35 protein-coding genes are annotated in these 24,140 nt (G+C 57.3%); 31 read left to right on the top strand and 4 right to left on the bottom strand.

Annotated features, from left to right (window positions below; all coding sequences use genetic code 11):
• The first annotated feature begins 5 nt into the window (after positions 1–5).
• The 7 genes from C1Y42_RS14590 to C1Y42_RS14565 all read left to right on the top strand — a co-directional run bounded on the left by C1Y42_RS14590 (position 6) and on the right by C1Y42_RS14565 (position 2,893).
• A complete protein-coding gene (locus C1Y42_RS14590) occupies positions 6–227 on the top strand; it encodes an AlpA family transcriptional regulator (protein ID WP_063436777.1) in 222 nt (73 codons plus the stop codon).
• A gap of 31 nt (positions 228–258) precedes the next feature.
• Complete coding sequence (locus C1Y42_RS14585; RefSeq protein WP_104093837.1) at positions 259–765, top strand: phage regulatory CII family protein; 507 nt, start codon at positions 259–261, stop codon at positions 763–765.
• A gap of 8 nt (positions 766–773) precedes the next feature.
• Positions 774–923, top strand: a complete 150-nt coding sequence (locus tag C1Y42_RS23575; protein ID WP_158251403.1) for a phage filamentation protein Fil family protein — start codon at positions 774–776, stop codon at positions 921–923.
• Positions 910–1,302, top strand: coding sequence for a hypothetical protein (locus C1Y42_RS14580; RefSeq protein ID WP_104093836.1), 393 nt, complete (start codon positions 910–912; stop codon positions 1,300–1,302). Before C1Y42_RS23575 ends, C1Y42_RS14580 begins: the two co-directional genes overlap by 14 nt.
• A gap of 9 nt (positions 1,303–1,311) precedes the next feature.
• Complete coding sequence (locus C1Y42_RS14575; protein WP_199188992.1) at positions 1,312–1,743, top strand: hypothetical protein; 432 nt, start codon at positions 1,312–1,314, stop codon at positions 1,741–1,743.
• 80 nt (positions 1,744–1,823) lie between these two features.
• On the top strand, positions 1,824–2,057 hold the full coding sequence (locus C1Y42_RS14570) for a DUF2732 family protein (protein ID WP_370445708.1): 234 nt from the start codon (positions 1,824–1,826) through the stop codon (positions 2,055–2,057).
• Positions 2,048–2,893 carry a DNA adenine methylase gene (locus C1Y42_RS14565; RefSeq protein ID WP_104093834.1) on the top strand — a complete coding sequence of 282 codons (846 nt, stop codon included), beginning with the start codon at positions 2,048–2,050 and terminating at the stop codon, positions 2,891–2,893. The genes C1Y42_RS14570 and C1Y42_RS14565 overlap by 10 nt, the downstream gene beginning before the upstream one ends.
• A 107-nt stretch (positions 2,894–3,000) precedes the next feature.
• Here the strand turns inward: C1Y42_RS14565 and C1Y42_RS14560 are convergent, their stop codons facing one another.
• Complete coding sequence (locus tag C1Y42_RS14560) at positions 3,001–3,309, bottom strand: hypothetical protein (protein ID WP_104093833.1); 309 nt, start codon at positions 3,307–3,309, stop codon at positions 3,001–3,003.
• 72 nt (positions 3,310–3,381) lie between these two features.
• Between C1Y42_RS14560 and C1Y42_RS14555 the strand changes: the two genes are divergently transcribed.
• On the top strand, positions 3,382–5,370 hold the full coding sequence (locus C1Y42_RS14555) for a replication endonuclease (protein ID WP_104093832.1): 1,989 nt from the start codon (positions 3,382–3,384) through the stop codon (positions 5,368–5,370).
• 118 nt (positions 5,371–5,488) lie between these two features.
• Complete coding sequence (locus C1Y42_RS14550) at positions 5,489–5,695, top strand: hypothetical protein (RefSeq protein ID WP_104093831.1); 207 nt, start codon at positions 5,489–5,491, stop codon at positions 5,693–5,695.
• On the opposite strand, the gene C1Y42_RS14545 is transcribed toward C1Y42_RS14550, so the two are convergent.
• From C1Y42_RS14545 to C1Y42_RS14535, 3 genes are read right to left on the bottom strand one after another with little or no spacing between them, the layout of a single operon-like run.
• On the bottom strand, positions 5,683–5,943 hold the full coding sequence (locus C1Y42_RS14545; protein WP_104093830.1) for an ogr/Delta-like zinc finger family protein: 261 nt from the start codon (positions 5,941–5,943) through the stop codon (positions 5,683–5,685). The genes C1Y42_RS14550 and C1Y42_RS14545 overlap by 13 nt on opposite strands.
• Positions 5,944–5,978: 35 nt before the next feature.
• Positions 5,979–7,025 (bottom strand): phage portal protein, encoded by a 1,047-nt coding sequence (locus tag C1Y42_RS14540; protein WP_104093829.1) that lies wholly within the window; start codon positions 7,023–7,025, stop codon positions 5,979–5,981.
• Positions 7,022–8,812, bottom strand: coding sequence for a terminase large subunit domain-containing protein (locus C1Y42_RS14535; protein ID WP_104093828.1), 1,791 nt, complete (start codon positions 8,810–8,812; stop codon positions 7,022–7,024). Before C1Y42_RS14535 ends, C1Y42_RS14540 begins: the two co-directional genes overlap by 4 nt.
• A gap of 185 nt (positions 8,813–8,997) precedes the next feature.
• Between C1Y42_RS14535 and C1Y42_RS14530 the strand changes: the two genes are divergently transcribed.
• From C1Y42_RS14530 to C1Y42_RS14430, 22 genes are all read left to right on the top strand, one after another.
• Complete coding sequence (locus C1Y42_RS14530) at positions 8,998–9,810, top strand: GPO family capsid scaffolding protein (protein WP_104093827.1); 813 nt, start codon at positions 8,998–9,000, stop codon at positions 9,808–9,810.
• Positions 9,811–9,865: 55 nt separating this feature from the next.
• Entirely contained in the window at positions 9,866–10,885 is a 1,020-nt protein-coding gene (locus C1Y42_RS14525; RefSeq protein ID WP_104093826.1) for a phage major capsid protein, P2 family, read from the top strand.
• A 2-nt stretch (positions 10,886–10,887) separates the two neighbouring features.
• Positions 10,888–11,589, top strand: coding sequence for a phage terminase small subunit (gpM, locus tag C1Y42_RS14520; protein ID WP_104093825.1), 702 nt, complete (start codon positions 10,888–10,890; stop codon positions 11,587–11,589).
• A gap of 95 nt (positions 11,590–11,684) precedes the next feature.
• Positions 11,685–12,137 (top strand): head completion/stabilization protein, encoded by a 453-nt coding sequence (locus tag C1Y42_RS14515; RefSeq protein WP_104093824.1) that lies wholly within the window; start codon positions 11,685–11,687, stop codon positions 12,135–12,137.
• Positions 12,134–12,643 (top strand): phage tail protein, encoded by a 510-nt coding sequence (locus C1Y42_RS14510; RefSeq protein ID WP_104093823.1) that lies wholly within the window; start codon positions 12,134–12,136, stop codon positions 12,641–12,643. The genes C1Y42_RS14515 and C1Y42_RS14510 overlap by 4 nt, the downstream gene beginning before the upstream one ends.
• Positions 12,640–13,347, top strand: coding sequence for a hypothetical protein (locus tag C1Y42_RS14505; RefSeq protein WP_104093822.1), 708 nt, complete (start codon positions 12,640–12,642; stop codon positions 13,345–13,347). Before C1Y42_RS14510 ends, C1Y42_RS14505 begins: the two co-directional genes overlap by 4 nt.
• Entirely contained in the window at positions 13,344–14,480 is a 1,137-nt protein-coding gene (locus C1Y42_RS14500; protein ID WP_104093821.1) for a DUF2586 domain-containing protein, read from the top strand. Before C1Y42_RS14505 ends, C1Y42_RS14500 begins: the two co-directional genes overlap by 4 nt.
• On the top strand, positions 14,477–14,932 hold the full coding sequence (locus C1Y42_RS14495; protein ID WP_104093820.1) for a phage protein: 456 nt from the start codon (positions 14,477–14,479) through the stop codon (positions 14,930–14,932). The genes C1Y42_RS14500 and C1Y42_RS14495 overlap by 4 nt, the downstream gene beginning before the upstream one ends.
• A 10-nt stretch (positions 14,933–14,942) precedes the next feature.
• Positions 14,943–15,233 (top strand): phage holin family protein, encoded by a 291-nt coding sequence (locus tag C1Y42_RS14490; RefSeq protein WP_104093819.1) that lies wholly within the window; start codon positions 14,943–14,945, stop codon positions 15,231–15,233.
• Positions 15,230–15,571 carry a M15 family metallopeptidase gene (locus tag C1Y42_RS14485; protein ID WP_104093818.1) on the top strand — a complete coding sequence of 114 codons (342 nt, stop codon included), beginning with the start codon at positions 15,230–15,232 and terminating at the stop codon, positions 15,569–15,571. The genes C1Y42_RS14490 and C1Y42_RS14485 overlap by 4 nt, the downstream gene beginning before the upstream one ends.
• Positions 15,571–15,927 carry a hypothetical protein gene (locus C1Y42_RS14480; RefSeq protein WP_104093817.1) on the top strand — a complete coding sequence of 119 codons (357 nt, stop codon included), beginning with the start codon at positions 15,571–15,573 and terminating at the stop codon, positions 15,925–15,927. The genes C1Y42_RS14485 and C1Y42_RS14480 overlap by 1 nt, the downstream gene beginning before the upstream one ends.
• The gene (locus C1Y42_RS23900; RefSeq protein ID WP_104093816.1) at positions 15,878–16,060 is read left to right on the top strand and encodes a hypothetical protein; all 183 of its coding nucleotides are present in this window, start codon (positions 15,878–15,880) and stop codon (positions 16,058–16,060) included. Before C1Y42_RS14480 ends, C1Y42_RS23900 begins: the two co-directional genes overlap by 50 nt.
• A gap of 1 nt (position 16,061) precedes the next feature.
• Complete coding sequence (locus C1Y42_RS14470; RefSeq protein WP_104093815.1) at positions 16,062–16,325, top strand: putative phage tail assembly chaperone; 264 nt, start codon at positions 16,062–16,064, stop codon at positions 16,323–16,325.
• 65 nt (positions 16,326–16,390) lie between these two features.
• Positions 16,391–16,516 carry a hypothetical protein gene (locus C1Y42_RS24000; protein WP_255418427.1) on the top strand — a complete coding sequence of 42 codons (126 nt, stop codon included), beginning with the start codon at positions 16,391–16,393 and terminating at the stop codon, positions 16,514–16,516.
• Complete coding sequence (locus tag C1Y42_RS14465) at positions 16,513–18,486, top strand: phage tail tape measure protein (RefSeq protein WP_104093814.1); 1,974 nt, start codon at positions 16,513–16,515, stop codon at positions 18,484–18,486. The genes C1Y42_RS24000 and C1Y42_RS14465 overlap by 4 nt, the downstream gene beginning before the upstream one ends.
• The gene (locus C1Y42_RS14460; RefSeq protein ID WP_104093813.1) at positions 18,483–18,812 is read left to right on the top strand and encodes a DUF2590 family protein; all 330 of its coding nucleotides are present in this window, start codon (positions 18,483–18,485) and stop codon (positions 18,810–18,812) included. The genes C1Y42_RS14465 and C1Y42_RS14460 overlap by 4 nt, the downstream gene beginning before the upstream one ends.
• Complete coding sequence (locus C1Y42_RS14455) at positions 18,809–19,993, top strand: baseplate J/gp47 family protein (protein WP_104093812.1); 1,185 nt, start codon at positions 18,809–18,811, stop codon at positions 19,991–19,993. Before C1Y42_RS14460 ends, C1Y42_RS14455 begins: the two co-directional genes overlap by 4 nt.
• Positions 19,986–20,573, top strand: a complete 588-nt coding sequence (locus C1Y42_RS14450; RefSeq protein ID WP_146068799.1) for a hypothetical protein — start codon at positions 19,986–19,988, stop codon at positions 20,571–20,573. The genes C1Y42_RS14455 and C1Y42_RS14450 overlap by 8 nt, the downstream gene beginning before the upstream one ends.
• A 10-nt stretch (positions 20,574–20,583) precedes the next feature.
• Positions 20,584–22,347: a phage tail protein gene (locus C1Y42_RS14445; RefSeq protein ID WP_104093810.1), complete on the top strand. Its 1,764-nt coding sequence runs from the start codon at positions 20,584–20,586 to the stop codon at positions 22,345–22,347.
• Positions 22,344–22,925 carry a tail fiber assembly protein gene (locus C1Y42_RS14440; RefSeq protein ID WP_104093809.1) on the top strand — a complete coding sequence of 194 codons (582 nt, stop codon included), beginning with the start codon at positions 22,344–22,346 and terminating at the stop codon, positions 22,923–22,925. Before C1Y42_RS14445 ends, C1Y42_RS14440 begins: the two co-directional genes overlap by 4 nt.
• A complete protein-coding gene (locus C1Y42_RS14435) occupies positions 22,915–23,637 on the top strand; it encodes a hypothetical protein (protein WP_104093808.1) in 723 nt (240 codons plus the stop codon). Before C1Y42_RS14440 ends, C1Y42_RS14435 begins: the two co-directional genes overlap by 11 nt.
• Entirely contained in the window at positions 23,609–24,139 is a 531-nt protein-coding gene (locus C1Y42_RS14430) for a hypothetical protein (protein WP_104093807.1), read from the top strand. Before C1Y42_RS14435 ends, C1Y42_RS14430 begins: the two co-directional genes overlap by 29 nt.
• The last annotated feature ends 1 nt before the right edge of the window (position 24,140 follow it).

Here is a 24,140-nt window from a genome sequence, read left to right as displayed (position 1 = left end):
GCATTATGCGTCCCAACATTACAATCGTGATTCCTGATCCATACATCCCTCTTGATGAGTATTGCCGCCGCACAGGCATGTCTAAAAGTACTGCTGAAAACCTGATTTCTTACGGCAAGCTGCCTATCAAGCCAAAAGGCGCGCAGAAAAAGGGCTTAGTTGAAGTAAACATGGCTGCCCTAACCGTAATGGCATTAAGCGAATGCAACGTTTCGCTTAACGCGTAATTTCAGGCTATCAATTCGTAAGGTGCGAAGCATGTACGATTACAAAGTTTCCGTACGCAACTATCTTGATTGTGCCTGCCGCCGGTTTTCGTTGGCGCATAACATCACCGATTTGGCTAAAGCTGTTGGGATGCAGCCCGCAACCTTACGCAACAAGCTGAATCCTGACCAACCGCATCAGCTTACGCTGCCAGAACTGCTGGCCATCATCGATCACACCGAAGACCCGACGCTTTTAGATGGTCTGCTGCGTCAGCTTAATTGTCAGCCATCAGTGCCGGTCAACAACGCCAAACCTGAAAACATGCAGTTTTGTGCATTAACCGCGGTGGCCAGCGTTGGCGCTATCGCCGGAGAAGCGGTTTCAACGGAAAAGATGACCGTTGCGCGCCGCAATCAGATTCTGGACAAAGCCAGCGATGCGATCCGCAGCCTGTCTTTGCTCGTCTATTCCGTTGAGAGTCGTTTCCAAACCATGCCGGTGCTGGCTGCTGCTGTTGATGTGGTCAGCGCGTCTATGCCCGGCATCGTCGCGTGAGGTGGAACATGTTTGTATTCGTGAATTTCCTGAAACGCCAGTCACCCGTTCAGCAGCTGCCATCGTTTGGCCATGGGTCAATTCAGCTGCCAGACGGCCGCCGCTGGAATCCTGCATTAACCCGTAAAAATCAGGGGGAGAACCGTGAAAGCAAATGACGAGAAATGGCTGGGCGTGCTTCGCCAGATGGTGTCTGGCCACAGTACGCAGGCGCACAGCATCTGGGAACGGCTGAGCGAGCATCAGCGCGGGATTATCCTTCACGCGGCTGGACTCAAAGCCCGTCACTGTCGCTACTCATGGGGCGAGTTTTCTAACAGAGAGCTGCACCAGATTAAGCGCGGCCTGCAGCGGCTTAAGTGCATGGTTGAAATGTTCAAGGTGCTGGGTCCGCTGGCGTTTCAACAGGAGAAAAAACCTTCACCGTCTGCGCTGCGCGCTGCGCGTTCGGTGCCAACCGTGCCGGGTACACCTGCGCATGAACTGATTCAGGCGCGGCAGCGGCTGCGCGAACACGTAACCAATCGTGCACATTGAGGAAAAGTTATGAATATCATTACTGTCGAGAAAAAAGGGCTGATGGAGGATTTCCGCGACTGGGGCGTTACTGCTGAGTACGCGAAATTCTTCATCAGCAAATGCGACGATCAGGGCGTTACCGTTGCACTGAAACAGTTCGTTTTTAATGACACGGTTCACCTTGACGATAAAACACAGTGGCTGCTTGCCAGCACTGCGTTCTGGTGCCGCGCCTTCCGTGAGGCTGAGTGCCGCACGCAACAGACAGAAGCAATCAGCGCAATCCGCACATTGTATTTTGCCTCGGGCTTTCTGGGGGCGTCGCCAGTCGTTGCGATGATCCGGGCATGGTGGAGTAACTCTTTTGAGCTGCATCTGCTGACAGCGCCGAATGAATCACAAGTGCGCAACCGGCCTTTTCGTTCTGCAATTCTGAATACCCTGCTGACCAAACACTAATCATAAAGCGCACGTTTTTGCGGCTTTCCTCTGGATAGCCGGGGATTCGTGCGCTCTGAGCTGGAGAAAACACCATGAAAATGACCCGTCAGGACATTGAAAAGCCATCAGCCGGCAGCGCCGAACTGGTGCAGGAGCTTTGCACACAGGCGCGCATCGATGGGGGTAAAGATGTGGCCACGAAAATCTCTGGCCGACTTGATCGCCTGGCTACTCATGCAGCGAACAGCGACCTGTCAGCCGCCGAAATCGTCGAACTGATCCGCCAGGAATCCGAGGCTATTGACGGTAAAGGCGGTGCGTTATGGCAGTAAAACCGCCGCTGAAGTGGGCCGGGAGCAAGGTCCGCGTAATGCCTGAGCTGCTTAAACATCTGCCAGCCGGTAAGCGACTCGTTGAGCCGTTTGCCGGTTCCTGCGCTGTGATGATGAATACCGATTACGATTCGTATCTGATCGCTGATGCGAATCATCACCTGGTAAATGCCTACATCATGATGGCGCATCATACCGATGCTTTGCTGATTAAGCTGGAGGCGTTATTTGCTGCCGGCAGCGTTGGCAGTGAGTCGCAGCGCGGGGAATTCTACTACTGCGTACGTAATCGCCTGAATCATGGCGCTGCCTCATCCGTTGAGCTGGCAGCTAGTTTCCTCTACCTGAACCGCCACGGATATAACGGGATGTGCCGTTACAACCTGCGCGGCGAATTCAATGTGCCATACGGCAAATATAAATCCCCTTATTTTCCAGAGACTGAGGTGCGCGCTTTTGCTGAGAAGGGTAAGCGCTCGTCTTTCGTCTGCGCTGACTTCGCTGAAACGCTTGAGCTGGTAGTGCCGGGCGACGTGGTTTACTGCGATCCGCCGTATAACCCTGAGCGAGGTAAAGCCAGCTTCACAAAATATCACTCAGCAGACTTTGATGCGGCCTGTCAGCAGCGTTTGGCGGCAATGCTGGTTAGCCTGGCTGAAAAGGGGTATCCGGTCATCGCTTCAAACAGTGACAGCGATCTGACTCATTCCCATTACGGCTATGGCCGTTTCGACCTGCATAAAATCACTGTTGCGCGTTCAGTGGGTGCCGCCACTGGCGGCGGCAGTACCGCGTCAGAAATTATTGCAGTCAGTTTTCCAACATCCCAGCCATGAGGTAACCATAGTGAGTAATAACGTCCATATGCTGTCTTCGGAAAAGCCATCACAGGAAGCGTTTACCCTTGCAATGTATGTGCTGAAGTGTGCTCAAAAAACGAGTGTTAAAGAGGCGGCTGACGAGCTGGAAAGGCTTTTTTATAGTCCTGAAGAGTTGCGAACACTGCGTCAAAACCGCGAAAAGTGGCTGTGCTATCTAAACAGTTTACCAGTGTCAGCGACTTCAGAAACTCCGATGCAGCCACATACTCCGAGAGGCCGTTGCAGCTAATAGAGCGGTATAGGTATCCGTCATGAAACAGAGCGATTTTATATGACGCTATGCATGAATCGTTTTTCTGAGCGGCCAACCATTCAGTGATGCGAACATCATAATCGGGACGTTCGCAATCTTTCAGATATTTGTCTTCCATAGCTTCCTTGAGGTGGATGTGAGCGTTCATGAAGTTCTAAATCATAATGGTCAATACCACGCCGTCAATAAAATGCGGCGTGAGTTCTTTTCGCCCGGTGCACCACAGGGAATTACTCATACCGAGTTGAAACTCTGGCACTGCGACGCAACCGATCATGACTGGCGCAGCCAGTATCTGCACGATATCCCTGATTATCTGGCCGGGTATTTTGGCCAGCGCTATGAGGCGCTTCTTAAGTCAGAAAAAAACGGCCGCCGCCGTGCCAATACGTTCTTGCGCGACACCATCGGCAAGAGCGTATTGCCACGTCTGAAGCTAGTTAATGCGGCATGGCAGCGTGATTACACAGCCGGTATGCCGTCACCGTTCAAAGATAATCTGGACGAGTTGCCGGGATATGACCGGGACCGCATCCGCGATCTGGCTTATAACGTGGCCAGCCATTTAGGCGAAGCGTTTCACTCGTGGGCTGAAATGACTGCTACTAACGACAAGGTAAGCGGTGAGGAGTTAGCCCAGCGCACAGCAGATGGCTACGCATTCCTGGCTAAAGAAGCACTTAAATGCGGCACAATCCCGCCTTACTGGCAGTCAGCTAAAAAGACCGGAAAGATAAAGCGCCGCCACGCTGAGAGCGGTCTTTTGCGCATGATGTCGCCTGAGTGGTGGCGCGTGCGCCTTCAGCGTCGTCGTGATCTGCAGCGTGAGCATATGTCCATCGCCGTTGGGCAGGTGCAGAAAGCAGCCAGCCCCTACGTTTCGCGCAGCACGCTCGGTGAATGGCTTGAGCAGAAGAAGCGTAACCGTGAGTTTTTCAAAAAGTTCGATCTCATCAATGAGGACGGTGACCGGGTGGCGCTGGCTGATATGGTCAATCGCAGCAACGCTAACCCGGCGATCCGCCGCTGTGAGCTGATGGCGAGAATGCGCGGTTTTGAGGATATCGCGAACCACGAAGGTTATGCCGGTGACTTCTACACGATCACCGCGCCGTCACGTTTTCACGCTGTACACAGCAAGGGCGGTTTCGTATCCCAGTGGAACGGGGCCAGCCCCCGTGACACTCAAAAATACCTTTGCTCTGTCTGGGCAAAAATCCGCGCTGCGCTGTCCCGTGCAGATATTCACGTTTTTGGCTTTCGTGTGGTTGAGCCGCATCACGACGGGACACCGCACTGGCATATGCTGCTTTTCATGCGTCCGGAGCACATCGACGAAGTGCGCGACATTATGTGTTACTACGCGCGTATTACTGACAGCGAAGAACTGAACACGCCCAAAAGTCTGGAAGCCAGATTCCACGTTGAGCCTATTGATACTGCTAAAGGCTCAGCCACTGGTTACATTGCCAAATATATTTCAAAGAATATCGATGGTTACGCGCTCGATGGCGAGGAAGACGGCGAGACGGGCGGCAACGCTCGGGATATGGCTAAGGCCGTCTCCGCGTGGGCTTCCCGCTGGCGCATTCGTCAGTTTCAGCAAATCGGCGGCGCGCCTGTGACGGTATGGCGCGAACTGCGCCGACTGGGTGATCAGGTGGTAAGTAACCCGGAAATGGATGCTGTGCTGGCCTCGGCCAGTGTTGCGGTTGACTGGGCAGCGTACACACATGCGCAGGGCGGGCCGCTCGTCGCTCGTGGCGATCTGGTGGTGCGCCTGGCATACGAAATTACAGAGTGTGGCAACGAATACGGCGAAGACGTTCAGCGGGTTCAGGGCGTTTATTGCCCGCGCGCACTCGGGTCCGAAGTGCCGACACGTCTCGTTAAGTGGGAAAAGGTCGCCAAACTGGCCGAAGCGTCAGCGGAGGCGGGTTTTTCTGGCGGCAACGCCGCCCCTTGGAGTTCTGTCAATAACTGTACGGGGCCGAAGCGCCGGCGGTTAGAAATGGAACTGAAAGCCAGGGGGTTTGAGGGCAGTGACGAAGAAATTGCACTGCTTTTAAGCGGGGCGGCGATCTCATATCGGGGGCATGGTGCGGTGCGATACAAAGCGGAGCGGCTTATGGATGTTACTGATGGCATTGAAAACGAGTGCTGGCCGGGCTGGACATAAGCTTAACACCCGGTAATGCAAAGAATTTACAGTGGATGAATCTCAAAAAAAGGTTCATATTTTTTAATGGTTATTATACTGTATGGGCATACAGTATTAAGCCGTAAAGGAGGTGTAAATGTCTGCTTCTTTGAGTCAGATTGTTAAGGTTGAAAGGATTGATTTCATTGTGAGAATGATGGCTCATTCGCCGGCTGAAGATGAGCGACGGGAACTGCTGGGTGAGTGGCTTGGTGAGCTAACTGAAGACCTGTTGGCCGATCTGAAAAGTGAGGCGAGAGGGCTAGCCCCTGCTAATGAGGGGCGTTCAAATCAAGAGGCTTGAAGCAGTTTGAGTGTCAACTGCTTCTGCTCTGCAGACATACTGCTGATCACCTGCTGAATCAGTAAATCGCCTTTTTTGGCGCTTGGGCTGATCGTGTGGGAAAAAGTCAAATTCATAACAAATGTGTGCCCGCATTCAACATCAGCACATGCGCAATAGATATCAGCAATATCGCGATGTTTGCGGTTGGTTTTACGGATGACCGCCTTTGATTTGCACTCTGGGCACTCAATTTTTAACACGCGCATATTTGCGGCTCCGGCATGAAATGTATGCCTGGATTTTATACGTTTTCGCATCGTGCCGCATCCTTGTCGGTTGATTTAAGGTCAAATTTTAGGTGCAGGTGTTCAGGCACGTCCGGGTCACCATTCACCGCCAGCATGAGGCGGCGTTGTAGCGGCGCCACCTCGTTTTTTTTATAGGTCGCTTCAACCTTTTCCGGATCGCCCAGCCCTGCAGTGTTTTGCGGGATGATACCCGCAAGACCTGCCGGGAACCGGTGGGCGTTCAGAACGTCCTGCGCGCTAATGTTCTTCACGTTCGCAAACTCATCTTTCGCGCCAATGTCGCCCATCTGGATAAACTGCACGCCTTCTTTATCGCCGCCGGGGATGTTAACCAGAATCGTGCTGAAGTTGCCGATCCCCTTGCTGTTGGCCAGTTGCTGCTCGATCTCTTCTTCAACCTCGTCCGTCATGTTCGGGTCAGTGGTGTAAAGGATACCGCCGGTGTGCGCGCCGTTGTGGTAGTAGCGGCGGCGGAAAATCACCGCCTCGCTGTTCAGCAATGCGGAGTGAATGCCGCCGATATAATCCGGCAGGCCGTAAATCTGCTGTTGCGGGTCGTACATGCGGATGAAAATTACATCATCCTCGCTGTATACGAGCGGCTCACCTTTCTGTAGCACCACAAATTCACCGTCTTTGCGGCGGCGCATGTACAGGCCGGGCATTGGCTCCAGGGCAACCACGTCGCCCCAGCCGTTGCGGATTTTAACGATGGCCAGATCCCCGAACGTCAGAAAATCCATCGCGCCGGCTTCCAGATTGTCATACGTCAGACCGCCGCCCAGATAATCCGACAGCACCATGTTTTTACGCGCGTGCAGGATGCCGCCGTGCTGGCCGTTGAGGTTTACCAGCTGCGCCAGTGCGAGCCGGTCAATCGGCAGGCTGTAGTGATCAAAATCGTTGTCGTACCACACATCGCGGTAATCGGTGCCGGTGGTGAGTACCGGCTCGGGTTTGCCAAAGCGCAGCACCGACATTTTGCGCTTGCCTGTTGCCTGCTGTGCGCCGCCGGCGCGTTGCTTATATCGTTTTTTCATGCTGCCTTCTGAAACTTCCATTTGGATGTTGGTTTGTGTTCGTAGTTAAGCGGCTCGTTGTCTAATCCGTGCATAATCGCCCAGGCTGCCTCTGCGTGGCCGGTTTCCGCCGTGCGGTCCGCAACAAAGGTGACCGCGCCGCCCGCTTTAGTCACAGCGCGCCGGATGGACATAAACGAGGCGGCCACCTCTTTCAGCTCCGCATCCCACTCAATGCGACCGCTCTCGATCACGTCCGCCGCTTTGAGAACCAGCCGGTTTTTGGTGTTCAGGTCGTAGCGGATGGGTTTGAGCACGCGCATGGCGAACGGGTGAATGTTGTCGTAAACGCCCTGGCCGATGCCGGTTACGTCAACGCCCAGATACGTGAAGTTGTACCGGGCAAAAAGTTTCCTGATCTCGCTGGCCTGATGCCGGAAGTTCATGCCGCGCCAGTTGATGATATCCAGCACGCGGAATTTCTCGCCGGCCAGCACCGGTGGTGCCAGAATCACGAAGGTGGACAGGTCGCCAGAACGGGCAGGGTCATAGCCGCCCCATACGGCGCGATCACCAAAAGGCCGGCGCGCTTTGGGGTCGTGGTCCTGCCAGAAAGCCACGTCAACACCGCACTTTTCGAGGTCGCTGAAGCTGAAAACCGCATCTTTGCTGTCAACGAACACGCACATGTACAGCATGTTAAACGTGTCTTTGCTGTAGCGGTTTCGCAGCTTGTCGATGCTGGCCAGATTGAAGCCGTTAGCGATCGCATCTTCCATGGTGATGACGTAGCGCCACTGGCCATCGGGGCAGAGGCGCCCGCCGTCGCGCATGGCGTCGAACGTCGGGAACACCACGGCGGCGCGTTTTTTGCTGCCTTTCTTCCATTCCTCGCCGGTCCAGAACGGATAAGCCTGGTGCGTTTTCGCGGACGGCGTGGAAAAGTAGGTGGTGCGCCATTTATCGTGCGTGGCCATCGCTGAGGCGACTTCGTTCAGCTTCGCGAAGTTAGGCACCCAGAAATATTCGTCACAGTAGAGGTGTCCGCTGTACGACTGCGCCGTATTTTTGTTTGTGGAGAGGAAACGCAGCTCTGCGCCGTTGCTGAGCCGGATAGGGTTGCCGGTCAGCGTGATGCCGAAATACTCCTGAGAGATATTCACGATGTACGAGCGGAATACCTCTGCCTGCGCCCGTGACGCGGACAGGAAAATCTGCGGGTCACCGGTCAGCACGGCGTTTTCAAACGCCTCAAAGGCAAAGTACCAGGTCGCCCCGATTTGGCGGCTCTTGAGGATGTTGCGCACCTGCTGCCCGATGTTCAGGCGCAGATGCTTCTGATAGCCGAAAAGATGTTCCTCTGCCCATGCGTTCAGATCATCTTCCGTCAGCCCGGACACGTCATTTTTGTTGTATTTGCGCTTACCGCGCGGCTGATCGCCCTGTTCGTGAATGGCATAGCTTTCGCCGCTGCCGCCACTGTTTGATTCCTGACGTGCGGCGGCCAGCTTCTCTTTGTGCTTGTTCTGCTGCGCGCGCAGCTTCACCGAGTGCGCGATCAGCTGGTCCAGCTCCTTAAGCTCCAGCTCGGTTTTGCCGTCGCGGCTGGTCAGCAGCTGGATGCGGCGCTCGATGGCGTCTTCCGTGCTTTCGTGACTCAGCAGGTCCGCCCAGCTTTCCTTTTCCGCCCAGTAATAAATAATCCGCGCGTTAGGCAGATTCAGTTCACTGGCGATTTCCTTCGGCGTATTTCGCCTTAAATACAGGGCGCGCGCAACGCCGCGTAATTCTTCGCTGTATTTAGCCATCAGTAAATATCATTCCTTTATTTGTCTGATGGATATTATGCAGTCCCGGATTAAATAAAAACCCCGCTTCTGTTCGTATCAGTGCGGATAAACGTTTATATCCGAACGTACTGGAATTTGTCAGCGTGCGGCGGGGGTGTAATTCATTAATAATGGCCCTGCTGTTACGGAGGGCAGGAAAAAATATGTCACAGTTATGCACTGACTGGCTGTGTATTGCCACCGAGGGGGATACGGTTGACCGCCGGGAGTTAAAGCGGGAATGGTTAATCGATGCTGCTGAAACATACGACCCTGAATTATACGCTGCACTTATTTGGCCGGAGCATGAGCGCTATTACGGAAATGGTGGCAGCGTAAAAGAGTTGATGTGGCAGGAAGGTAATGACGGGCTGGTAAGGCTGTACGCAAAAATCAGCCCGAACATGAGCCTGATTGAAGCCAATAAGCGCGATCAGCTTCTTTATTTTTCGGTTGAACTGACCGAGGACGGAAACTTTCGCGGCACTGGGCGCAGCTATCTCGAAGGGCTGGCGGCTACGGACTCGCCTGCCAGCGTGGGCACTTCACGGATGCGCTTTAGCCGGCGCAAAAAAATCAAACCCGGCAGCTATCGCTATAAGTTTGACCGGAATGGAAAAGTGGAACAGGAAACAGATATGAAAAACTGGCAAAAATTGTTCGGCATTAACCCGAAAAAATTTGCAGATGGCGAGGAAGGTGCGGATGTACCGGCAGCCGATGATAAATTGCAGGCGCTGGCGGAAGCCCTGAATAATCTGGAAGGCCGTGTGGCTTCGCTGGAATCCAAACTGGAAAGCACGCAGGAAGATGTAGATACCATTGCGGAAGTGGTAGATACGCAGGAATTCGCCACGCTGCGTGAAAACATCGGTTCGGTGATTAAAAACTTCGCCAAGCTGGATAATAAAATTACGCAGCTGCCTAAGCATGATCGCGGCAGCAAGCCACAAAGCCGCGAGTTTAAATTTATTTAATCTTCCGCCTGCCGGGGAAAAATATTAATTCGCAATTATCGCGAGAGGATTATTTATGCAGTTAAACCAGAAAGCGGCGCAGTTTATTGACGCGTATGCTGCCGGACTTGCGCAGCATTACAGCGTTAATGACCTGTCCCGTGCATTCAAATTAACCGATCCGCAGGAAACCAGCCTTCGCGCTGCGCTGCTGGAGTCAGTTGAGTTCCTCGACATGATCACCGTCGCGGACGTGGACCAGCTGAGCGGGCAGGTTGTTTCCGTTGGCGCATCTGCGCTGCACACAGGGCGTAAGGCGGACGGCCGCTTTATGCGCCGCGTTGGCGTGGATGGCAATGATTACAAGCTGGTCGAGACCGATTCCTGTGCGGCGCTCAAGTGGGATTTGCTTTCCATCTGGGCCAACGCCGGGAGCGAAGATGAGTTTTTCCAGCTGGTGCAGACCTTCTCTAATCAGGCGTTTGCGCTGGACATGTTGCGCATTGGCTTTAACGGCAAGGAAGTTGCCGCAAGCACCGATCCGGAGCAAAACCCGAACGGCGAAGACGTCAACATTGGCTGGCATCAGCGCATGCACGACTTTAAAGACGGCTTCCAGATTATGACCGACCCGGTCACCCTGGACGATGCCGGTGATTATCACTCGCTGGATGCGATGGCCTCTGATCTGATTAACGCCAAAATCCCCGCGCAGTTCCGCAACGACCCGCGTCTGGTGGTGCTGGTTGGTGCCGATCTGGTGGCGGCGGAGCAGTACCGTCTGTATCAGAAGGCGGACAAGCCAACAGAGAAAATCGCTGCGCAGATGCTGGGCAGCACCATTGCCGGGCGCACCGCGATTATCCCGCCGTTTATGCCGGGTAAGCGCATGGTGGTCACGCCGCTGTCAAACCTGCACATCTACACGCAGCGCGGCACGCGCCAGCGCAAGGCGGAGTTTGTGGACGACCGCAAGCAGTACGAAAACAAGTACCTGCGCAATGAGGGTTACGCAGTTGAGGTGCCGGAGCTGTACGCGGCCATTGATGAAAATGCCGTGACTATCGGCAAGGTGACCGAACCGGTCGAGGGCTAAACATGAGTCTTTCACCCGCACAGCGACACAGCCAGCGCGTGACCATGCAGCAGCAGCAGGCGCGGCTTGAGGAAGTGAACACCACGGCCAGCCTTCACCTGCAGATGCAGGAAATCACCGCAGACGTGGAGGTATTACGCAGCCTCGCTACCACGGCTGATCGCGTGGAAATGAAGCGTGATGTGCTGCTGCCGAAGTGGTTGCCCACGGTTGAGAGCTATCTCGAACTGGGCCGCGTGTACGCCAATCCGGTGTTCGCGTACTGCGTCGTCTGGCTGTTTGACGTAGGTCAGTTCGATCAGGCGCTGGACTGGGCCGACATTGCCATTGAGCAGGGGCAGGCCACGCCGGAGAACATCAAATCAAAATTCCCGGCTTTCGTGGCCGATCAGATGATGAACTGGGCAGAGCAGGCAAGCCAGGCGGGTGAGGACTTAGAGCCGTATTTCTCGCGCACGTTTGAGAACGTTACGCAGCGCTGGCGGCTGCACGAGGAAATTACCGCCAAATGGTTCAAATTCGCGGGGCTGCTGATGCTGCGCGATGAACAGGGACAGGCGCGGGCGGCAGCGATTGACAGCGTTGAAACGCTGTCAGCCGCTGACCGGCTGCTGGCGGCCGCCGAGGCGAAGTATCACAAAGCAGGCGTGAGCACGATGCGCAGGACGATTGCGGCGCGCATCCGGGCGCTGACGCCTGAATAACGACTACCGCAAGCCGGGTGGGCGCGGATGAGGGCAGAACAGCAATGTAATGCGCCGCGGATTCCGGTCAGCCCACCTTTTTAACGGGAAATTTTATGTTCAGTGGCAAGCCGATTGACTACCAGGACAACCCGCTGACCAACGATGGATTCTGGCCGGATATGAACCTGTCGGACTTCCAGCGCAGCCGCAGCATTCCGGCGGACGTGGATGCGGAAACGGTGGCCAATGCGCTGCTGACCGCAGCGGCGGAGGTGAACAGCGCGCTTGCCAGTGTGCAGCAAAAGCAGCGGGCGGCAGGGTATCAGACCGCCGCTGACGTGCCGGGCGTAAGCATGGGCGGCACCAGTCAGCTGGCAGCGCAGTATAAAAAAGCGGTGTATGCCAGGGCGAAAGCGGACCTGATGGGCGAGTTTGCGTCAGTTGGCCGCCGCGAGTCGCATCCGGGACAGGAGAGCGATGAAACGCGCAAGGGACTGCTTGCGGAGGCGTCAGTCACGATCCGCCTGATTAAAGGGCTGAAACGCGCCACGGTGAGGCAGGTATGAATAAACAGAGCCAGCTGGAATCACTGACCAGCTTTATTCAGACGGTTATGCCTGCGCGTGCCATGCAGTCGTTCACCAGTGAAATGACCGGGCTGAAGACAGTACCCGCCGCGCGGGATATGGGCATGGGGCAGGTGCAGCTTGCCGTCATCCGCTATGACGCCGAGCTGATGTGGGAGCGGTTCCCGTACCGCGAGTGCGATCCGCGCCTGCTGATGGCGCTGCTTGAGGTCTGGCTTGCGATGGATATCGCGGACCGCGAGCTGTTCAGCCAGGTCGGCATTACCAACGCCGATCCGGACTGGGACATTGAACTGATCGACGAGGAAACCGCCATCGTTACCGTAACGGTGCCAATGGCGGAACGGCTTGTGATAGTGCCGGACGATGAGGGGGAAATCCCCTATCAGGGCGGGCGCTACCGGCTGGCAGAGGCGGAAATCTGGACGGCGCTGAGCGCGCTGGTCTATGCGCCGGGCAGCGACACGCCGGGGGCGACAGAGTGATTTTCGGGGCTGAAATCAACGCCGCGCAGCTGCGCGAGATGCGCCGCGAAATCGCAAAGCTGGAGCTGCCGCAGAAAAAGCGCCAGCGGCTTATCTGGCGAATGGCGAAATACGGCGTGATCCCGGCGGCAAAGCGCAACGTTCGCAATCAGCAGTCACCGGACGGCACGCCGTGGCAGGCGCGCAAAACGCGCCGCCGGGGGAAGATGCTGCGCAATCTGCCGAACCTGCTGCACATCCGCGAAATGCCAGAGATTGAGGCGGTGCGCCTGTATCTGCAGGGTGGCGGCTACCGCAACGGGGATAAGCCCGTGCCGGCGGGAACGGTCGGGTACGCACAGCAGGAGGGGATGAAAACCAGCGTCCGGGCGCGCAGCGCCGGCAAGCCCGCACCGCCGGGGAAAATGGCCACGCTGGCGCAGGCGAAAAGGCTGCGAAAGCTGGGGTATCGGGTGAAGCGCGGCAAGCGCTGGCGCAAGCCGCCGTTTAAGGAAATCACCGAAACCATGAGCTATGCGCAGGCCGGTCTGCTGATCCGCAAACTGAGCGGCAAAGCAGCTAAATCGGTGTGGTCAGTCGATTTGCCGTCCCGTCCGTTTGTCGGGATGAGCAGCGAGGATTTCAACAAGGCACTGGCGCGCCAGCTGCAGGCCATTGGCTACGGCTGGGACGTCAAAGCGCAGGATATCAGGGGAAGTATATGAGTTGGCCAACGGTCACGATCAATCAGCTTAATCAGCTGCAGGGTGAAACAAAGGACATTGAGCGCGTTGTGCTCTTTGTGGGAACGGGCGCGACCAACGCCGGTAAAACGCTGGCGGTCAATACCCAGACCGATTTTGACACGCAGCTGGGCGCGGCAGATACCGTGCTGAAAAGCCAGGTAAAAGCCGCGCTGGATAACGCCGGCCAGAACTGGTCCGCATATGTGCACGTGCTGGCAGAGGATACGGAGGCGTCCGGCTGGGTCGATGCGGTCTTACAGGCGCAGCGCGTGGCCTCGGTTGAGGGCGTCGTGCTGTGCGTGGATATCGATGAAAAGGCGGTGATTAACGCCGCCGCCACGCTTCGTAACACGCTGCTGGCGAAATACGGGCGCTGGGTCTGGTTCATGCTGTCTGTTGGCGGGCCAGCGGGTGAGGAAAGCTGGGCGGACTACCTGACGCGCCTGAGCACGCTGCAAAGCGGTATTTCTGCCTCAGCGGTGCAGCTGGTGCCGCGCCTGTGGGGGAACGAGCCGGGCGTGCTGGCCGGGCGTCTGTGTAACCGCAGCGTGACCATTGCCGACAGCCCGGCGCGGGTGAAAACCGGCGCGCTGCTGAGCATGGGCCGCGACGAGCTGCCTGAAGATGGTACGGGCGCGGTGCTCGATCTGGCCACGCTGCAGGCGCTGGAAAAACTGCGCTACAGCGTGCCGATGTGGTATCCGGACTATGACGGGCTTTACTGGGCGGACGGGCGCACGCTGGACGTGGAGGGCGGTGATTATCAGGTTATCGAATACCTGCGCATTGCGGACAAAATCGCGCGCCGCGTTCGCCTGCTGGCCATTGCCCGCATCGCTGACCGCGCCATGAACAGCACGCCCGGCAGCATTGCCGCGACTGAGCAGAATTTTGCGAAGCCGCTGCGTGAAATGTCGCAGTCCAGCCAGATTAACGGCATCCGCTTTCCCGGTGAGGTCAAGACGCCGCGCGACGGTGACGTATCGGTTAGCTGGAAAACGGCTACAAAGGTGGAGATTTATATCGTGATGCGTCCGGTTGAATCGCCAAAGGAAATCACCGTGGGTCTGGTGCTCGATACCAGCCTGGACAGCAATGAGGGGGCGGCATGAGCCAGCGCATCAGCGGTCAGTCATTCGATGTAAACATTGATGGCGAACTGCTTCACGTAGAAAAAATCTCGCTCGATATCACCGACAACACCGCAGCAGCCTCAACCCGTGGCGTGCCGGACGGCTACACCGCAGGCGACGTGACGGCAGAGGGGGAAATTGAACTCAGCAGCAAGACGTTTCAGCAGCTGACGGCCAAAGCGCGCGCGGCGGGGTCGTGGCGCGGTATCGATGCGCTGGACTTCCTGTTTTATGCGAAGGTCGGCACGGAGGAAACGAAGGTGGAGGCGTTCGGCTGCAAGCTGGTCCTGAGCAACATCCTCGATATCGATCCGAAGGGCGGCGCGCTGAGCACGCACAAGGTGAAATACTTCGTGACCAGTCCGAAGTTCGTGAACATCAACGGCGTGCCGTATCTGGAAGCGGCGGCAACGGAAAGCCTGATCAGCTAAGGGAAAGGCAATGCAGGACCATGAAAAAACGCTGCTGCAGCTGCTTTGCATCGGCGCGATCATCGCGCTGGGCAAGGTGCTGACCAGCAATGAAAAAATCACCGCGCGACTGGTTGCCGGGCGCGTCATTCTCGGGTCGGCTATTTCGGTGGCCGCAGGCGCGGCGCTGGTGCAGTTCCCGGATATGTCGCCGCTTGCGATCAACGGGCTGGGTTCGGGGCTGGGGATTCTGGGTTACCAGTTCTGTGAGGTGTGGTTACGTCGACGGCTGGGTGGCGACGATAAGGAGAAAATGCAGTGACGCTATCAGAAAAACAGCAGCTGTTTACCGTGCTGGTTGCGCAGCTGATCATCTGGGCAAATGACCACGGGATGCGGCTGACCTTCGGCGAGGCTTTCCGCACGCCGGAGCAGGCTGCGCTGAATGCGAGAAAGGGCAGCGGCATCAGCAACAGCCTGCACACGCAGCGGCTGGCGGTGGACTTTAACCTGTTCATCAACGGCGAGTACAAGACCCGAACCGAGGATTACCGCGCGTTGGGTGAGTACTGGGAATCGCTGGGCGGCAGCTGGGGCGGGCGCTTTAAGTCCAATCCGGACGGCAATCACTTCAGCCTTGAGCACAACGGGGTGCGCTGATGGCCAGAGACGTGCTGTTTGTGCTGGCCGGTCTGGGGCTGGCGTTTCTGGCGGGATGGACCGGCGCGGAGTGGAAGCGCGACAGCGTGGAGCTGGTCGCGGAACGCGCCGCCGGGCTTGCCGCCGACAGGGCGCGCGATCAGCTGCAGGGCGTTGCCAGTCAGTCGGCCCGGCAGCTTGAGGATAAACTGGAGGAATTAAAAGGTGCGATACCGGCAGGTTTACGCGCTGAACTGGATAATCCTGTATTCAGCAATGATTGCCTGTCTGGTGATTATTTCCGGCTGTACAACGCCGCCGCTGAAAATGCAGAGCGTACCCTTTCAGGAAAATCTGAAAACGAAATGCCCCGTTAATCTTCCCCGATTAACAGGAACCAACGGCAGAGCCGCAGCGGAATCATTAAATCAGTGGATTGATATTTATTCCGTCTGCGCGGCGCGCCATAACCAGCTTGTTGACGAAATTATATTAAGAGAGAGTAAATAATATGTCTGATAAAAACATTGATATGACGATTGCGGGTAAAGATGTTTCTTTTGCACCAAACGTCACCGCCTATCACAAATATATCAACGAAATCACGATGGGAAATAAAGTTTCCCCGGCGCATAACTTCCTTACGCGCATCGTGACGCCTGAAACCAAAGAAGCGCTGCAGGAACTGCTGAAACAGCCGGGCGCGGCTTTGCAGATTACCGGTAAGGTGCTGGAAGAATATACGCCAGAGCTGGAAATCATCGTAAAAAACTAAGTGAGCGGGTCCGTAATATCGACGCGAACGGACTCGAACAATATTTAATTCTGCGCCGGCGCTGGTTGCCCGGTGAGGACGACAGCGCGGATAACCTCGCCGCCGCGCTGTGGCTTGATAACCGCTACTGGGAAAACCAGCGCATCGCCATCGCGAACGGTATTGCGCTGGCATTTAAGGGAAGTGAATGAAACAGCTGGAATTTACGCTATCGCTGATCGACAAACTCACGCGGCCGCTGCGGCAGGCGCAAACGGGCGTTACCGAGTTTGCCGATAAGTCGCGCGCGTCGTTTCAGCGTATCGGCATCGGCGGCGCGGCGCTGTGGGGCGTCGGGCAGGCCATTAAGGGCGCGCTGGGTCCGGCCATTGAAATGTATGACGCACTTCAGGAACAGACCGCGCGCGGCATCGATACCGGCGCGCTGAAGCAGGTTGAGAAAGATGCCAACATTTTTTCGATGACCTACGGCAAAAGCGCCGTTGAGTTTGTGCAGTCAACGGCCAGCATTAATGCGGCCATCGGCGGGCTGACCAGCGTTGAGCTGCCGAAGGTCACCCGCACGGCTAACCTGATGGCCGCCGCTATGGGCAGCACAGCCGCGGAGTCGGCTGAATTCATGGGGCAGATGTTCGGCAACTTCCGGGAGGAAGCGGAGCGCGTCGGCAAGGTGCAGTTTGCTGAACAGCTGGCCGACAAGATGGCGTTTATGCGCCAGCGCTTCGGCGTGGAAATGGGCGTGGTTAAAGACCTCATGGAGGGCGCGCGCGGCGTCGGCACAAACTACGGCATCGGTCTCAATGAGCAGCTTGCCGTTATGGGTGAGCTGCAGCGCACGCTCGGGACTGAGGCGTCCAGTTCGTACGAAGGCTTTCTGACCGGCGCGCAGGATGGCGCTAAAAAACTCGGGCTGAGCTTTAAAAACGCGGCTGGCCAGATGCTGTCAATGCCGGAAATCCTTACAAAGCTGCAGGCGAAATACGGCGACAGCATTGCCGGCAACGTCACGGCGCAGAAGGCGCTTGATGACGCGTTCGGTGACAGTTCGGCGGTGGTCAAACAGCTGTGGGGGAACGTCACCGCGCTGCAGCGCAACATCACCGAGCTGGGCGGCAATGACGGGCTGAAGCGCACGCAGGAAATGGCCGCGAAGATGGTGAAGCCGTGGGACCGGTTTATCCAGATCCTTGAGGCCATCCGGCGCGTTATCGGGCTTACGCTTATCCCGGTGATTTATCCGCTGCTGAACCGCCTGGCGGATATGGGGCAGACTTTCGCACGGTGGATGCAGATGTTTCCCAATATCGCGCGCCTGATTGGATACGTGGCGCTGGCCGTGCTGAGTTTTGCCGGCGCGGGCGCGGTGATGAATATCGTGATTGGCGTGGCCACGTTTGTGATGGCCGGGCTGCGCAGCATCCTGACCGGGCTTCTGATGGTGACGCGCCTGTACACCGGTGCGGTGTGGCTGGCTGGCGCAGCGGTGAAAGCCTACGCCCTTGTGATGCGTACCCTGCGCGGCGTGCTTCTGGCAGTGCGCATTGCGGCAATGACGACCGGGCTTGCCATTAATTTTATGAGCTGGCCGATCCTGCTGATTATTGGTGCGGTGGCGCTGCTGGCCGCCGGCTGTTATCTGCTGGTTAAGCACTGGGACGCCATCAAAGCCGCCGTAATGAACACCGGCGCTTTCGAGGCGGTATCGGCGGCGGTGGCGGGGGTTGCCGGCGTATTTGGGAATGCCTGGGCGTTTATCAGCGACGGCTGGAGCAGCTTTGTCGCGCTGCTGGCCGGGTTTTCGGTTACGGACACGCTGGGCAACATGGCCAGCGGGATTATGAACCTGTTCGCGAACCTGTGGGACAACATCAAAAGGACCGCGCTGAGTTCGCTCAACTGGATTATTGCAAAGCTGAATAAAATTCCCGGCGTGGATATTGCGGAATTTGGCGAACCTGCACCGCCACCGCCGCGCGTGGAAAGTAATCTGACAACCGGCGGCCAGCTAAAAGGCATTGAAGCGGGCGGCATTAATAAAACCATCAGCAACAGCAACCGTAGCGTGACGGATAACAGCCGCCGCATCGATAAGGTGGAAATTAATACGGGTGGCGGCATGACGCCACAGCAGCTAATGGAATGGCAGGAGCTGGCTGGATGAGTGAATTACTTTATATCGACCTGCTGATTGAAAACGGCAACTTTGTATTAAATACCGGTAACGAGCCAGTAACCTGCAATAACCGGAAAAGTATTCAGCAGGATATTGCGCACGCAATTTTAGAGTCCGGTCTGCTGACGGAATTAATTGCCGAACGCAGCCCCACGCTGCGCGCGGATATTCTGACCCGGCTGGAATTACTGATAGAAGACGACGACCGGATTATTCCGGGCACGATTGAGCTGACAGAAGAAAGCCTGTCCCGGCTGTGGGTCACGGCGGGAACGTATGATTTTGGCGCGATTGCCTACGGAGTGGATATATGACGGAAAAGCCGCAGGTTGATTTCACGGAGGTCGTGAAGGCGAGCGGAATGCCGGTAACGGAGGCAGAGCTTAAGGCGAAGTTTACCGCCATCGCGGCGCAGGAGGGGTTAATCACGAACACCTCGCGCATGTCGCCGTTCTGGCGGCTCGTCACCGCCATCATCACCGCGCCGGTGCTGTGGCTGGCTGACGTGATGGTAAACACGGTGCTGGCCAATATGTTTGTCGCCACGGCCAGCGGGAAGATGCTGCGCCTGCTGGCGTGGGCGGTCAACGTTACGGCCAAACCGGCAAGCCGGGCAGAGGGCGTGATCCGCTTCTGGAAGGAGAACGCCGGCGCAGAGGTCACGGTTCAGGCCGGCACGCGCATTATCACCGAGCGCATTAACGGCGTGGTTTACGAGCTGGCCACGGTGGCCGATTTCACGATTGCAGCGGGCGAGGCCAGCGCGCTGATCCCCGTGCGTGCAGCGGAGGCCGGTGCGGCTTTTAACCTTGCGCCGGGCTATTACCGCATCCTGCCGGTGGCAGTGACCGGCATCAGCCGCGTGGAAAGTGAGGAAGACTGGCTGACCGTGCCGGGGGCGAATGAAGAAAGTGACGACGAGCTGCGCGAGCGCTGCCGCAATCAGTTTAACCTGGTGGGCAACTACCACACCGACGCGGTGTACCGCTCAATGATCGCCGGGGTGGTCGGGCTGAGCATTGACCGGATTTTCTTTCTGCACGACGCGCCGCGCGGGCCGGGTACGGCTAACGCTTACCTGCTGCTGGATTCCGGCGTGGTGTCTGAGCCGTTTATCGCGGCGGTCAATGACTACATCAATTCGCAGGGCCACCACGGCCACGGCGACGATCTGCAGTGCTTCGGTATGCCGGAAACGCGGCACGATCTGGACGTGGTGCTGTTCGTCAAAGACCCGGACAACATGACCGCAGAGAGTCAGGCGCTGCTGAAGAAAAACGCGGCAAACCTTATCCGCTGCGCCTTCCGGGAAAACACGGATTTTGATGTGAAAAAAACATGGCCATACGCGCGGTTTTCGTTTTCCAGCCTCGGGCGCGAGCTGCACCGGGCGTTTCCGGAGGTGGATTCCATTACGTTTTCGCTCGCCGATATCGTGAGCGAGCTGAGCGTGCCGCGCCTCAACAGCCTGACGGTGAGCATTGAGCATGACTGATTTCAGTAAAAAGCTGGCAGGGCTGAGCCTGCCGACGTGGATGCGCCGGGGCGAGCCGGAAAAGCTGCTGAAAGCCGCGCGTAAGTTCTGGGCGCTGGTTTACGGCTGGGTGACGTGGCCGGTCGGGCAGTTTGACCCGCTGACCTGTTCAGAGCCGCTTCTCAGGCTGATGGCGTATGACCGGGATATCACGCGGTTTAACGGCGAGCCGCTCACGCTGTTTCGTAAGCGCGTGGCGTACGCCTTCATCAACGCGCGTGACGCCGGTTCGGTTGCCGGGTTTATCAGTATCTTCGAGCGCCTCGGCATCGGATACGTGGAGCTGCTGGAGCGCCAGCCGGAGATTGACTGGGACGTGATCCTGGTCCGCGTGTCGGACAGTCAGATTGCGGATAACGCTGAGCTTTTGCTTCAGATAATCCGGCAGTACGGCAGGACGTGCCGCCGCTATCAGTTTGAGGTGATCACCTCGCAGCCGTTCACCATCCGCGCCGGCTGGGACCAGGGCGATTATGTGGTTTACCCGGCAAAGATGGCCGGTGAAGACGTGGCCAGCGCGACGTTCAGCGCAGGGATTTAAGGGAAAAATTATGTCACAGACAGCGATTACCAAAGCGTTTGAAGAGTGGAAAGCCCGCCAGGGGGAATCCGGTGAGCCGGTGCTGCTGGATGAATTCATTTTCGCCAGCGTGCCGGGCCTCGATCCGTCAAAGCCGGTTGACCGCAGCGAGGGCATCCCGCCGGATGCGCAGATTGTTCACCGTCAGGCGATCACGCGTAAGGGCGTGGTTAACGAAAATGCCGTTGTGCATTCAGTGGTGCTGGGCGCGGACGTGGGCGACTTCTCGTTTAACTGGATTGGCCTCGTTAATAAAGCCAGCGGCGTGCTGGCCATGATCGTACACGCGCCGGCACAGCAGAAGCTTAAAACCAAAGACGGCCAGCAGGGCAACGTGCTGACCCGCTCATTTCTCATGGAATACAGCGGCGCACAGCAGGAAACCGGCATCACCACGCCAGCGGAGACGTGGCAGATTGATTTCACCGCGCGCATGGCGGCGATGGACGAGCGCCAGCGGCTTGAAAACGTGGATATCTACGGCGCAGGGGCGTTTTTCGGTGATGGCTGGCTGGTTGCTAAAACCGGGTCGCAGTATTTCGTCACCCGTGGCGCGGGATACGTGGCCGGGCTGCGCGCGCAGCTGGATGCAAATCAGGATATCAGCGTCAGCGCTAAGCCCGTAAAGGTCTGGCTTGACGTGTGCTGGACCGGGACGCTTGCCAGCGTCTGGGGCGTACACAGCAAAATCACCGTGGCCGCTGACCATGCCGGCTATGAGCAGAACGGCGTAAAGCACTACGTGTTTGCGCTGGCCAGCATCGATGCGGACGGTGCGATCACCGACCTGCGCCCGAAAGGCTCTCTGGCCGACCAGGTGGGGGCGAAATCCTTTCTGCGTATCGATGCCGATCTGGCCGAAATCGCCGCACGCGGTGAGGAAGCGCAGGCGCGGGCGCGGGATAATCTGAAGGTGCTGAGCCGCAAGGACACGGATGATTTGTACCTGAGCAAAAAAGACGGTGGCACCGTCAGCGGCGCGGTAAAAATCGTGCACACGCTTTCCATCTCCGCAGCGCCATCGGGCGTCTTTGCCGATCCGAACATGGCTACAGTCAACGTCGGCGGCGCGGATACGGGGCTGGTTTATGCGGGTGATGGGGTGCTGGATGTCTACGCAAAAAATACGCGTGTTTTCCGCTGGGATAAGAGTTCAGCGATGGCTTACTGCGACCTGACCTTTCGCAGTCTGGGCGAGGTTCAGACGCAGGCGGTGAATGGTTTCCGTATCGCTTACAGCAACCGAGGCGCATTCACGCGTTTTGATGGCGCTAACTGGTATCTGCTGTTTACCAAAGATAACGACCCTTACGGCACGTTTAACGATCTGCGCCCTATCAGGGTCAGCTATACAGACGGGTCGGTTGAGTTTGGCGGCAATGCATCTGTTCGCGGTCAGCTGAATGTTGGAACCGCAGGCGCCAGGCTCGTTTCTGACGGCAACGTCTGGGGTAACAAATGGGGCGGCTGGCTGGGTGATTTTATTGCGGGCGTGCAAAACCGCGCTAACGACGCCTGGAACAAGGCGAATGACGGTCAGGTAAACCGTGTGCAGAGCTTCAGGCTGGCCGGGCTGGGCGAGGCCAACAACGGCAACAATGATAACGCCTACGCAGTTGCACCCGATGGCACGGTGGTTGTGGCTATTCAGCAGAAGGGGAACTGGACGGCGGTGCGGTATCGCTACCCGCAGATTTTAGTGAATGGCAACTGGTACAACGTAGGGGTCGCATGATGCAGGTACTGAATAATTTAAAACGTTACACGCCAGAAGCTATGAGCGACGCGGGCACTGAAAACGCCGCGCTGGCTGCTGACGTATTCAGCATGACAGGGATGCCGGTGATTTTTCTCCGGGATGAGAACGGGACCGACTGGTACGAGAGCCAGAAAAAATTCAGCGCCGACACGCTGAAAATTGCCATTGATGAAAACGGCCTGATCCGTCAGTTCTCGCTGGACGTGTCTACCATCATGCCGGAGGGTCTAAGCGTCCGCGAATTAAAGGCGTCGTCTCAGCCTGCCGGGCTGGACGTTGACGGCAGCTGGAAGTTTTCAAAAGGGAAAATCAGCCGCGTGGAGCTGACGCAGGCGCAGCTTGTGGCAGCGGCGAAGCAGGAAAGGCAGGCCCGTTTGCAGGCAATTACCCTGGTGATTGATTCACTCAGCGATGCGGCTGAACTGGGCCGGGCGAGCGACGAGCAAAACGCGCTGCTGCTGGCCTGCCGGAATTACCGCGTTGACCTGCTGAATATCAACTGCGATGCGCCTGCCGCTATCGTCTGGCCGGAGGTGCCTGAAGGTGTGGCGTGAAGCGCGACTGGCATTTACGGATTCGGTGGCGTCACTGAGCTGCAGCGTTATCCCCGCGCATCCGTGGGTGTACGGTCTGGGGCAGCAGACGGATAACGGCGCGTATCTCAGCCCGGTCAACGCGGCGGAATATCTGGCCGGAAAACTCGCCGGCATTGGCGGCACGGCTGAGGTGGCTGTTTTCATGGTGGCCAGCGAGTCGCATACCCTTTTTATGTCTGCCCTGAACCAGCTGGCCGATGTGTTTCCCGCGCCGGCTTTTGTGCAGGCAAGGCGGCTGGCGCAGTCCGCCGCCGCGCTGGCCACGGAGAAAATGCAAATCCCCGCGCGCGGCGTCAGCCTGCCGCCATCCGTGCCGCTTTCCGTGCCTACGAGCCGGGTCGCACTGGCAGCGGCAGCGGTGAAGCAGGCGCAGAGTGAATCAGGCGCTGGCGCAGGAATGGAGGCGCTGAAAGCGCAGCTGGCCGCGTTTGGCGAACTGCGTAATTCGCTGCTGGCTGAGGTCGCGGAGGGGCTTGCCGATCTGCAGGGCAAAAGCGCGCGCGCGTGGGTCTTTACCGGCAGCGGTGATGTGGTCACCACGCTGACGCAGCTGGTGAAAGACATTCCGCAGCCGTCTGCCGTGTATACGGCGGCAATGATGCTGGTTGGCGACAATCTTGAAGGAATCAGGGGGATGATCCATGAAATCGAATCCGACGCTGGCGCTTAACGGCGAGGGCATCCCGCTAAAGAACATGCGGGCCACGCTCTCAATGGCGTTTCAGGACAAGGACCAGTCCGGGCAGACCAGTTCGACGGCCAAAGCGGAACAGGGCATCAAGGGGAAGGAGCTGCGCATCAGCGGTGAAATCGGGTTCAGTGAAATCGCCGTGCTGAAGCGCATCTTTGAGCTGGCATCGGCGACCGATGCAAAAGGGCAGCGCCTGAAATACCGCGTTGCGCACGAGGTGGCGCGCGCGGTGAGCTTCCGCGAAGCGACGTTTACCGGCAACGTTGACGCCCCGCAGCAGGAAGGAAAAATGGCCTGGCTGATTACGTTCACGCTGACCGAGCACGTCAGCGTGCAGGAGAAGCGCGAGGCGCGCGCCAGCGGCAAAGCCACGGCCACGAAACAGACCGGGAACGGCAGCGGAGCAGCTGCCGAAAGCGACGAACAAATGACGTGGTTTGAGCGCCGCGTGCTTAAACCTGTTAACGACGCACTGGAATAGC

The organism is Pantoea sp. ICBG 985 (assembly GCF_002928365.1).
In the GTDB taxonomy this organism is placed as follows: Bacteria; Pseudomonadota; Gammaproteobacteria; order Enterobacterales; family Enterobacteriaceae; genus Pantoea; species Pantoea dispersa.
This window is presented reverse-complemented; position numbering and strand designations above follow the sequence as displayed.

Coding starts and splice junctions, on each gene's coding strand:
- C1Y42_RS14590 (WP_063436777.1), top strand. CDS start 6: ATGCGTCCCAACATTACAATCGTGATTCCTGATCCATACATCCCTCTT.
- C1Y42_RS14585 (WP_104093837.1), top strand. CDS start 259: ATGTACGATTACAAAGTTTCCGTACGCAACTATCTTGATTGTGCCTGC.
- C1Y42_RS23575 (WP_158251403.1), top strand. CDS start 774: ATGTTTGTATTCGTGAATTTCCTGAAACGCCAGTCACCCGTTCAGCAG.
- C1Y42_RS14575 (WP_199188992.1), top strand. CDS start 1,312: ATGAATATCATTACTGTCGAGAAAAAAGGGCTGATGGAGGATTTCCGC.
- C1Y42_RS14570 (WP_370445708.1), top strand. CDS start 1,824: ATGACCCGTCAGGACATTGAAAAGCCATCAGCCGGCAGCGCCGAACTG.
- C1Y42_RS14565 (WP_104093834.1), top strand. CDS start 2,048: ATGGCAGTAAAACCGCCGCTGAAGTGGGCCGGGAGCAAGGTCCGCGTA.
- C1Y42_RS14560 (WP_104093833.1), bottom strand. CDS start 3,309: ATGGAAGACAAATATCTGAAAGATTGCGAACGTCCCGATTATGATGTT.
- C1Y42_RS14555 (WP_104093832.1), top strand. CDS start 3,382: ATGCGGCGTGAGTTCTTTTCGCCCGGTGCACCACAGGGAATTACTCAT.
- C1Y42_RS14550 (WP_104093831.1), top strand. CDS start 5,489: ATGTCTGCTTCTTTGAGTCAGATTGTTAAGGTTGAAAGGATTGATTTC.
- C1Y42_RS14545 (WP_104093830.1), bottom strand. CDS start 5,943: ATGCGCGTGTTAAAAATTGAGTGCCCAGAGTGCAAATCAAAGGCGGTC.
- C1Y42_RS14540 (WP_104093829.1), bottom strand. CDS start 7,025: ATGAAAAAACGATATAAGCAACGCGCCGGCGGCGCACAGCAGGCAACA.
- C1Y42_RS14535 (WP_104093828.1), bottom strand. CDS start 8,812: ATGGCTAAATACAGCGAAGAATTACGCGGCGTTGCGCGCGCCCTGTAT.
- C1Y42_RS14530 (WP_104093827.1), top strand. CDS start 8,998: ATGTCACAGTTATGCACTGACTGGCTGTGTATTGCCACCGAGGGGGAT.
- C1Y42_RS14525 (WP_104093826.1), top strand. CDS start 9,866: ATGCAGTTAAACCAGAAAGCGGCGCAGTTTATTGACGCGTATGCTGCC.
- gpM (WP_104093825.1), top strand. CDS start 10,888: ATGAGTCTTTCACCCGCACAGCGACACAGCCAGCGCGTGACCATGCAG.
- C1Y42_RS14515 (WP_104093824.1), top strand. CDS start 11,685: ATGTTCAGTGGCAAGCCGATTGACTACCAGGACAACCCGCTGACCAAC.
- C1Y42_RS14510 (WP_104093823.1), top strand. CDS start 12,134: ATGAATAAACAGAGCCAGCTGGAATCACTGACCAGCTTTATTCAGACG.
- C1Y42_RS14500 (WP_104093821.1), top strand. CDS start 13,344: ATGAGTTGGCCAACGGTCACGATCAATCAGCTTAATCAGCTGCAGGGT.
- C1Y42_RS14495 (WP_104093820.1), top strand. CDS start 14,477: ATGAGCCAGCGCATCAGCGGTCAGTCATTCGATGTAAACATTGATGGC.
- C1Y42_RS14490 (WP_104093819.1), top strand. CDS start 14,943: ATGCAGGACCATGAAAAAACGCTGCTGCAGCTGCTTTGCATCGGCGCG.
- C1Y42_RS14480 (WP_104093817.1), top strand. CDS start 15,571: ATGGCCAGAGACGTGCTGTTTGTGCTGGCCGGTCTGGGGCTGGCGTTT.
- C1Y42_RS23900 (WP_104093816.1), top strand. CDS start 15,878: ATGCAGAGCGTACCCTTTCAGGAAAATCTGAAAACGAAATGCCCCGTT.
- C1Y42_RS14470 (WP_104093815.1), top strand. CDS start 16,062: ATGTCTGATAAAAACATTGATATGACGATTGCGGGTAAAGATGTTTCT.
- C1Y42_RS14465 (WP_104093814.1), top strand. CDS start 16,513: ATGAAACAGCTGGAATTTACGCTATCGCTGATCGACAAACTCACGCGG.
- C1Y42_RS14460 (WP_104093813.1), top strand. CDS start 18,483: ATGAGTGAATTACTTTATATCGACCTGCTGATTGAAAACGGCAACTTT.
- C1Y42_RS14455 (WP_104093812.1), top strand. CDS start 18,809: ATGACGGAAAAGCCGCAGGTTGATTTCACGGAGGTCGTGAAGGCGAGC.
- C1Y42_RS14450 (WP_146068799.1), top strand. CDS start 19,986: ATGACTGATTTCAGTAAAAAGCTGGCAGGGCTGAGCCTGCCGACGTGG.
- C1Y42_RS14445 (WP_104093810.1), top strand. CDS start 20,584: ATGTCACAGACAGCGATTACCAAAGCGTTTGAAGAGTGGAAAGCCCGC.
- C1Y42_RS14440 (WP_104093809.1), top strand. CDS start 22,344: ATGATGCAGGTACTGAATAATTTAAAACGTTACACGCCAGAAGCTATG.
- C1Y42_RS14430 (WP_104093807.1), top strand. CDS start 23,609: ATGAAATCGAATCCGACGCTGGCGCTTAACGGCGAGGGCATCCCGCTA.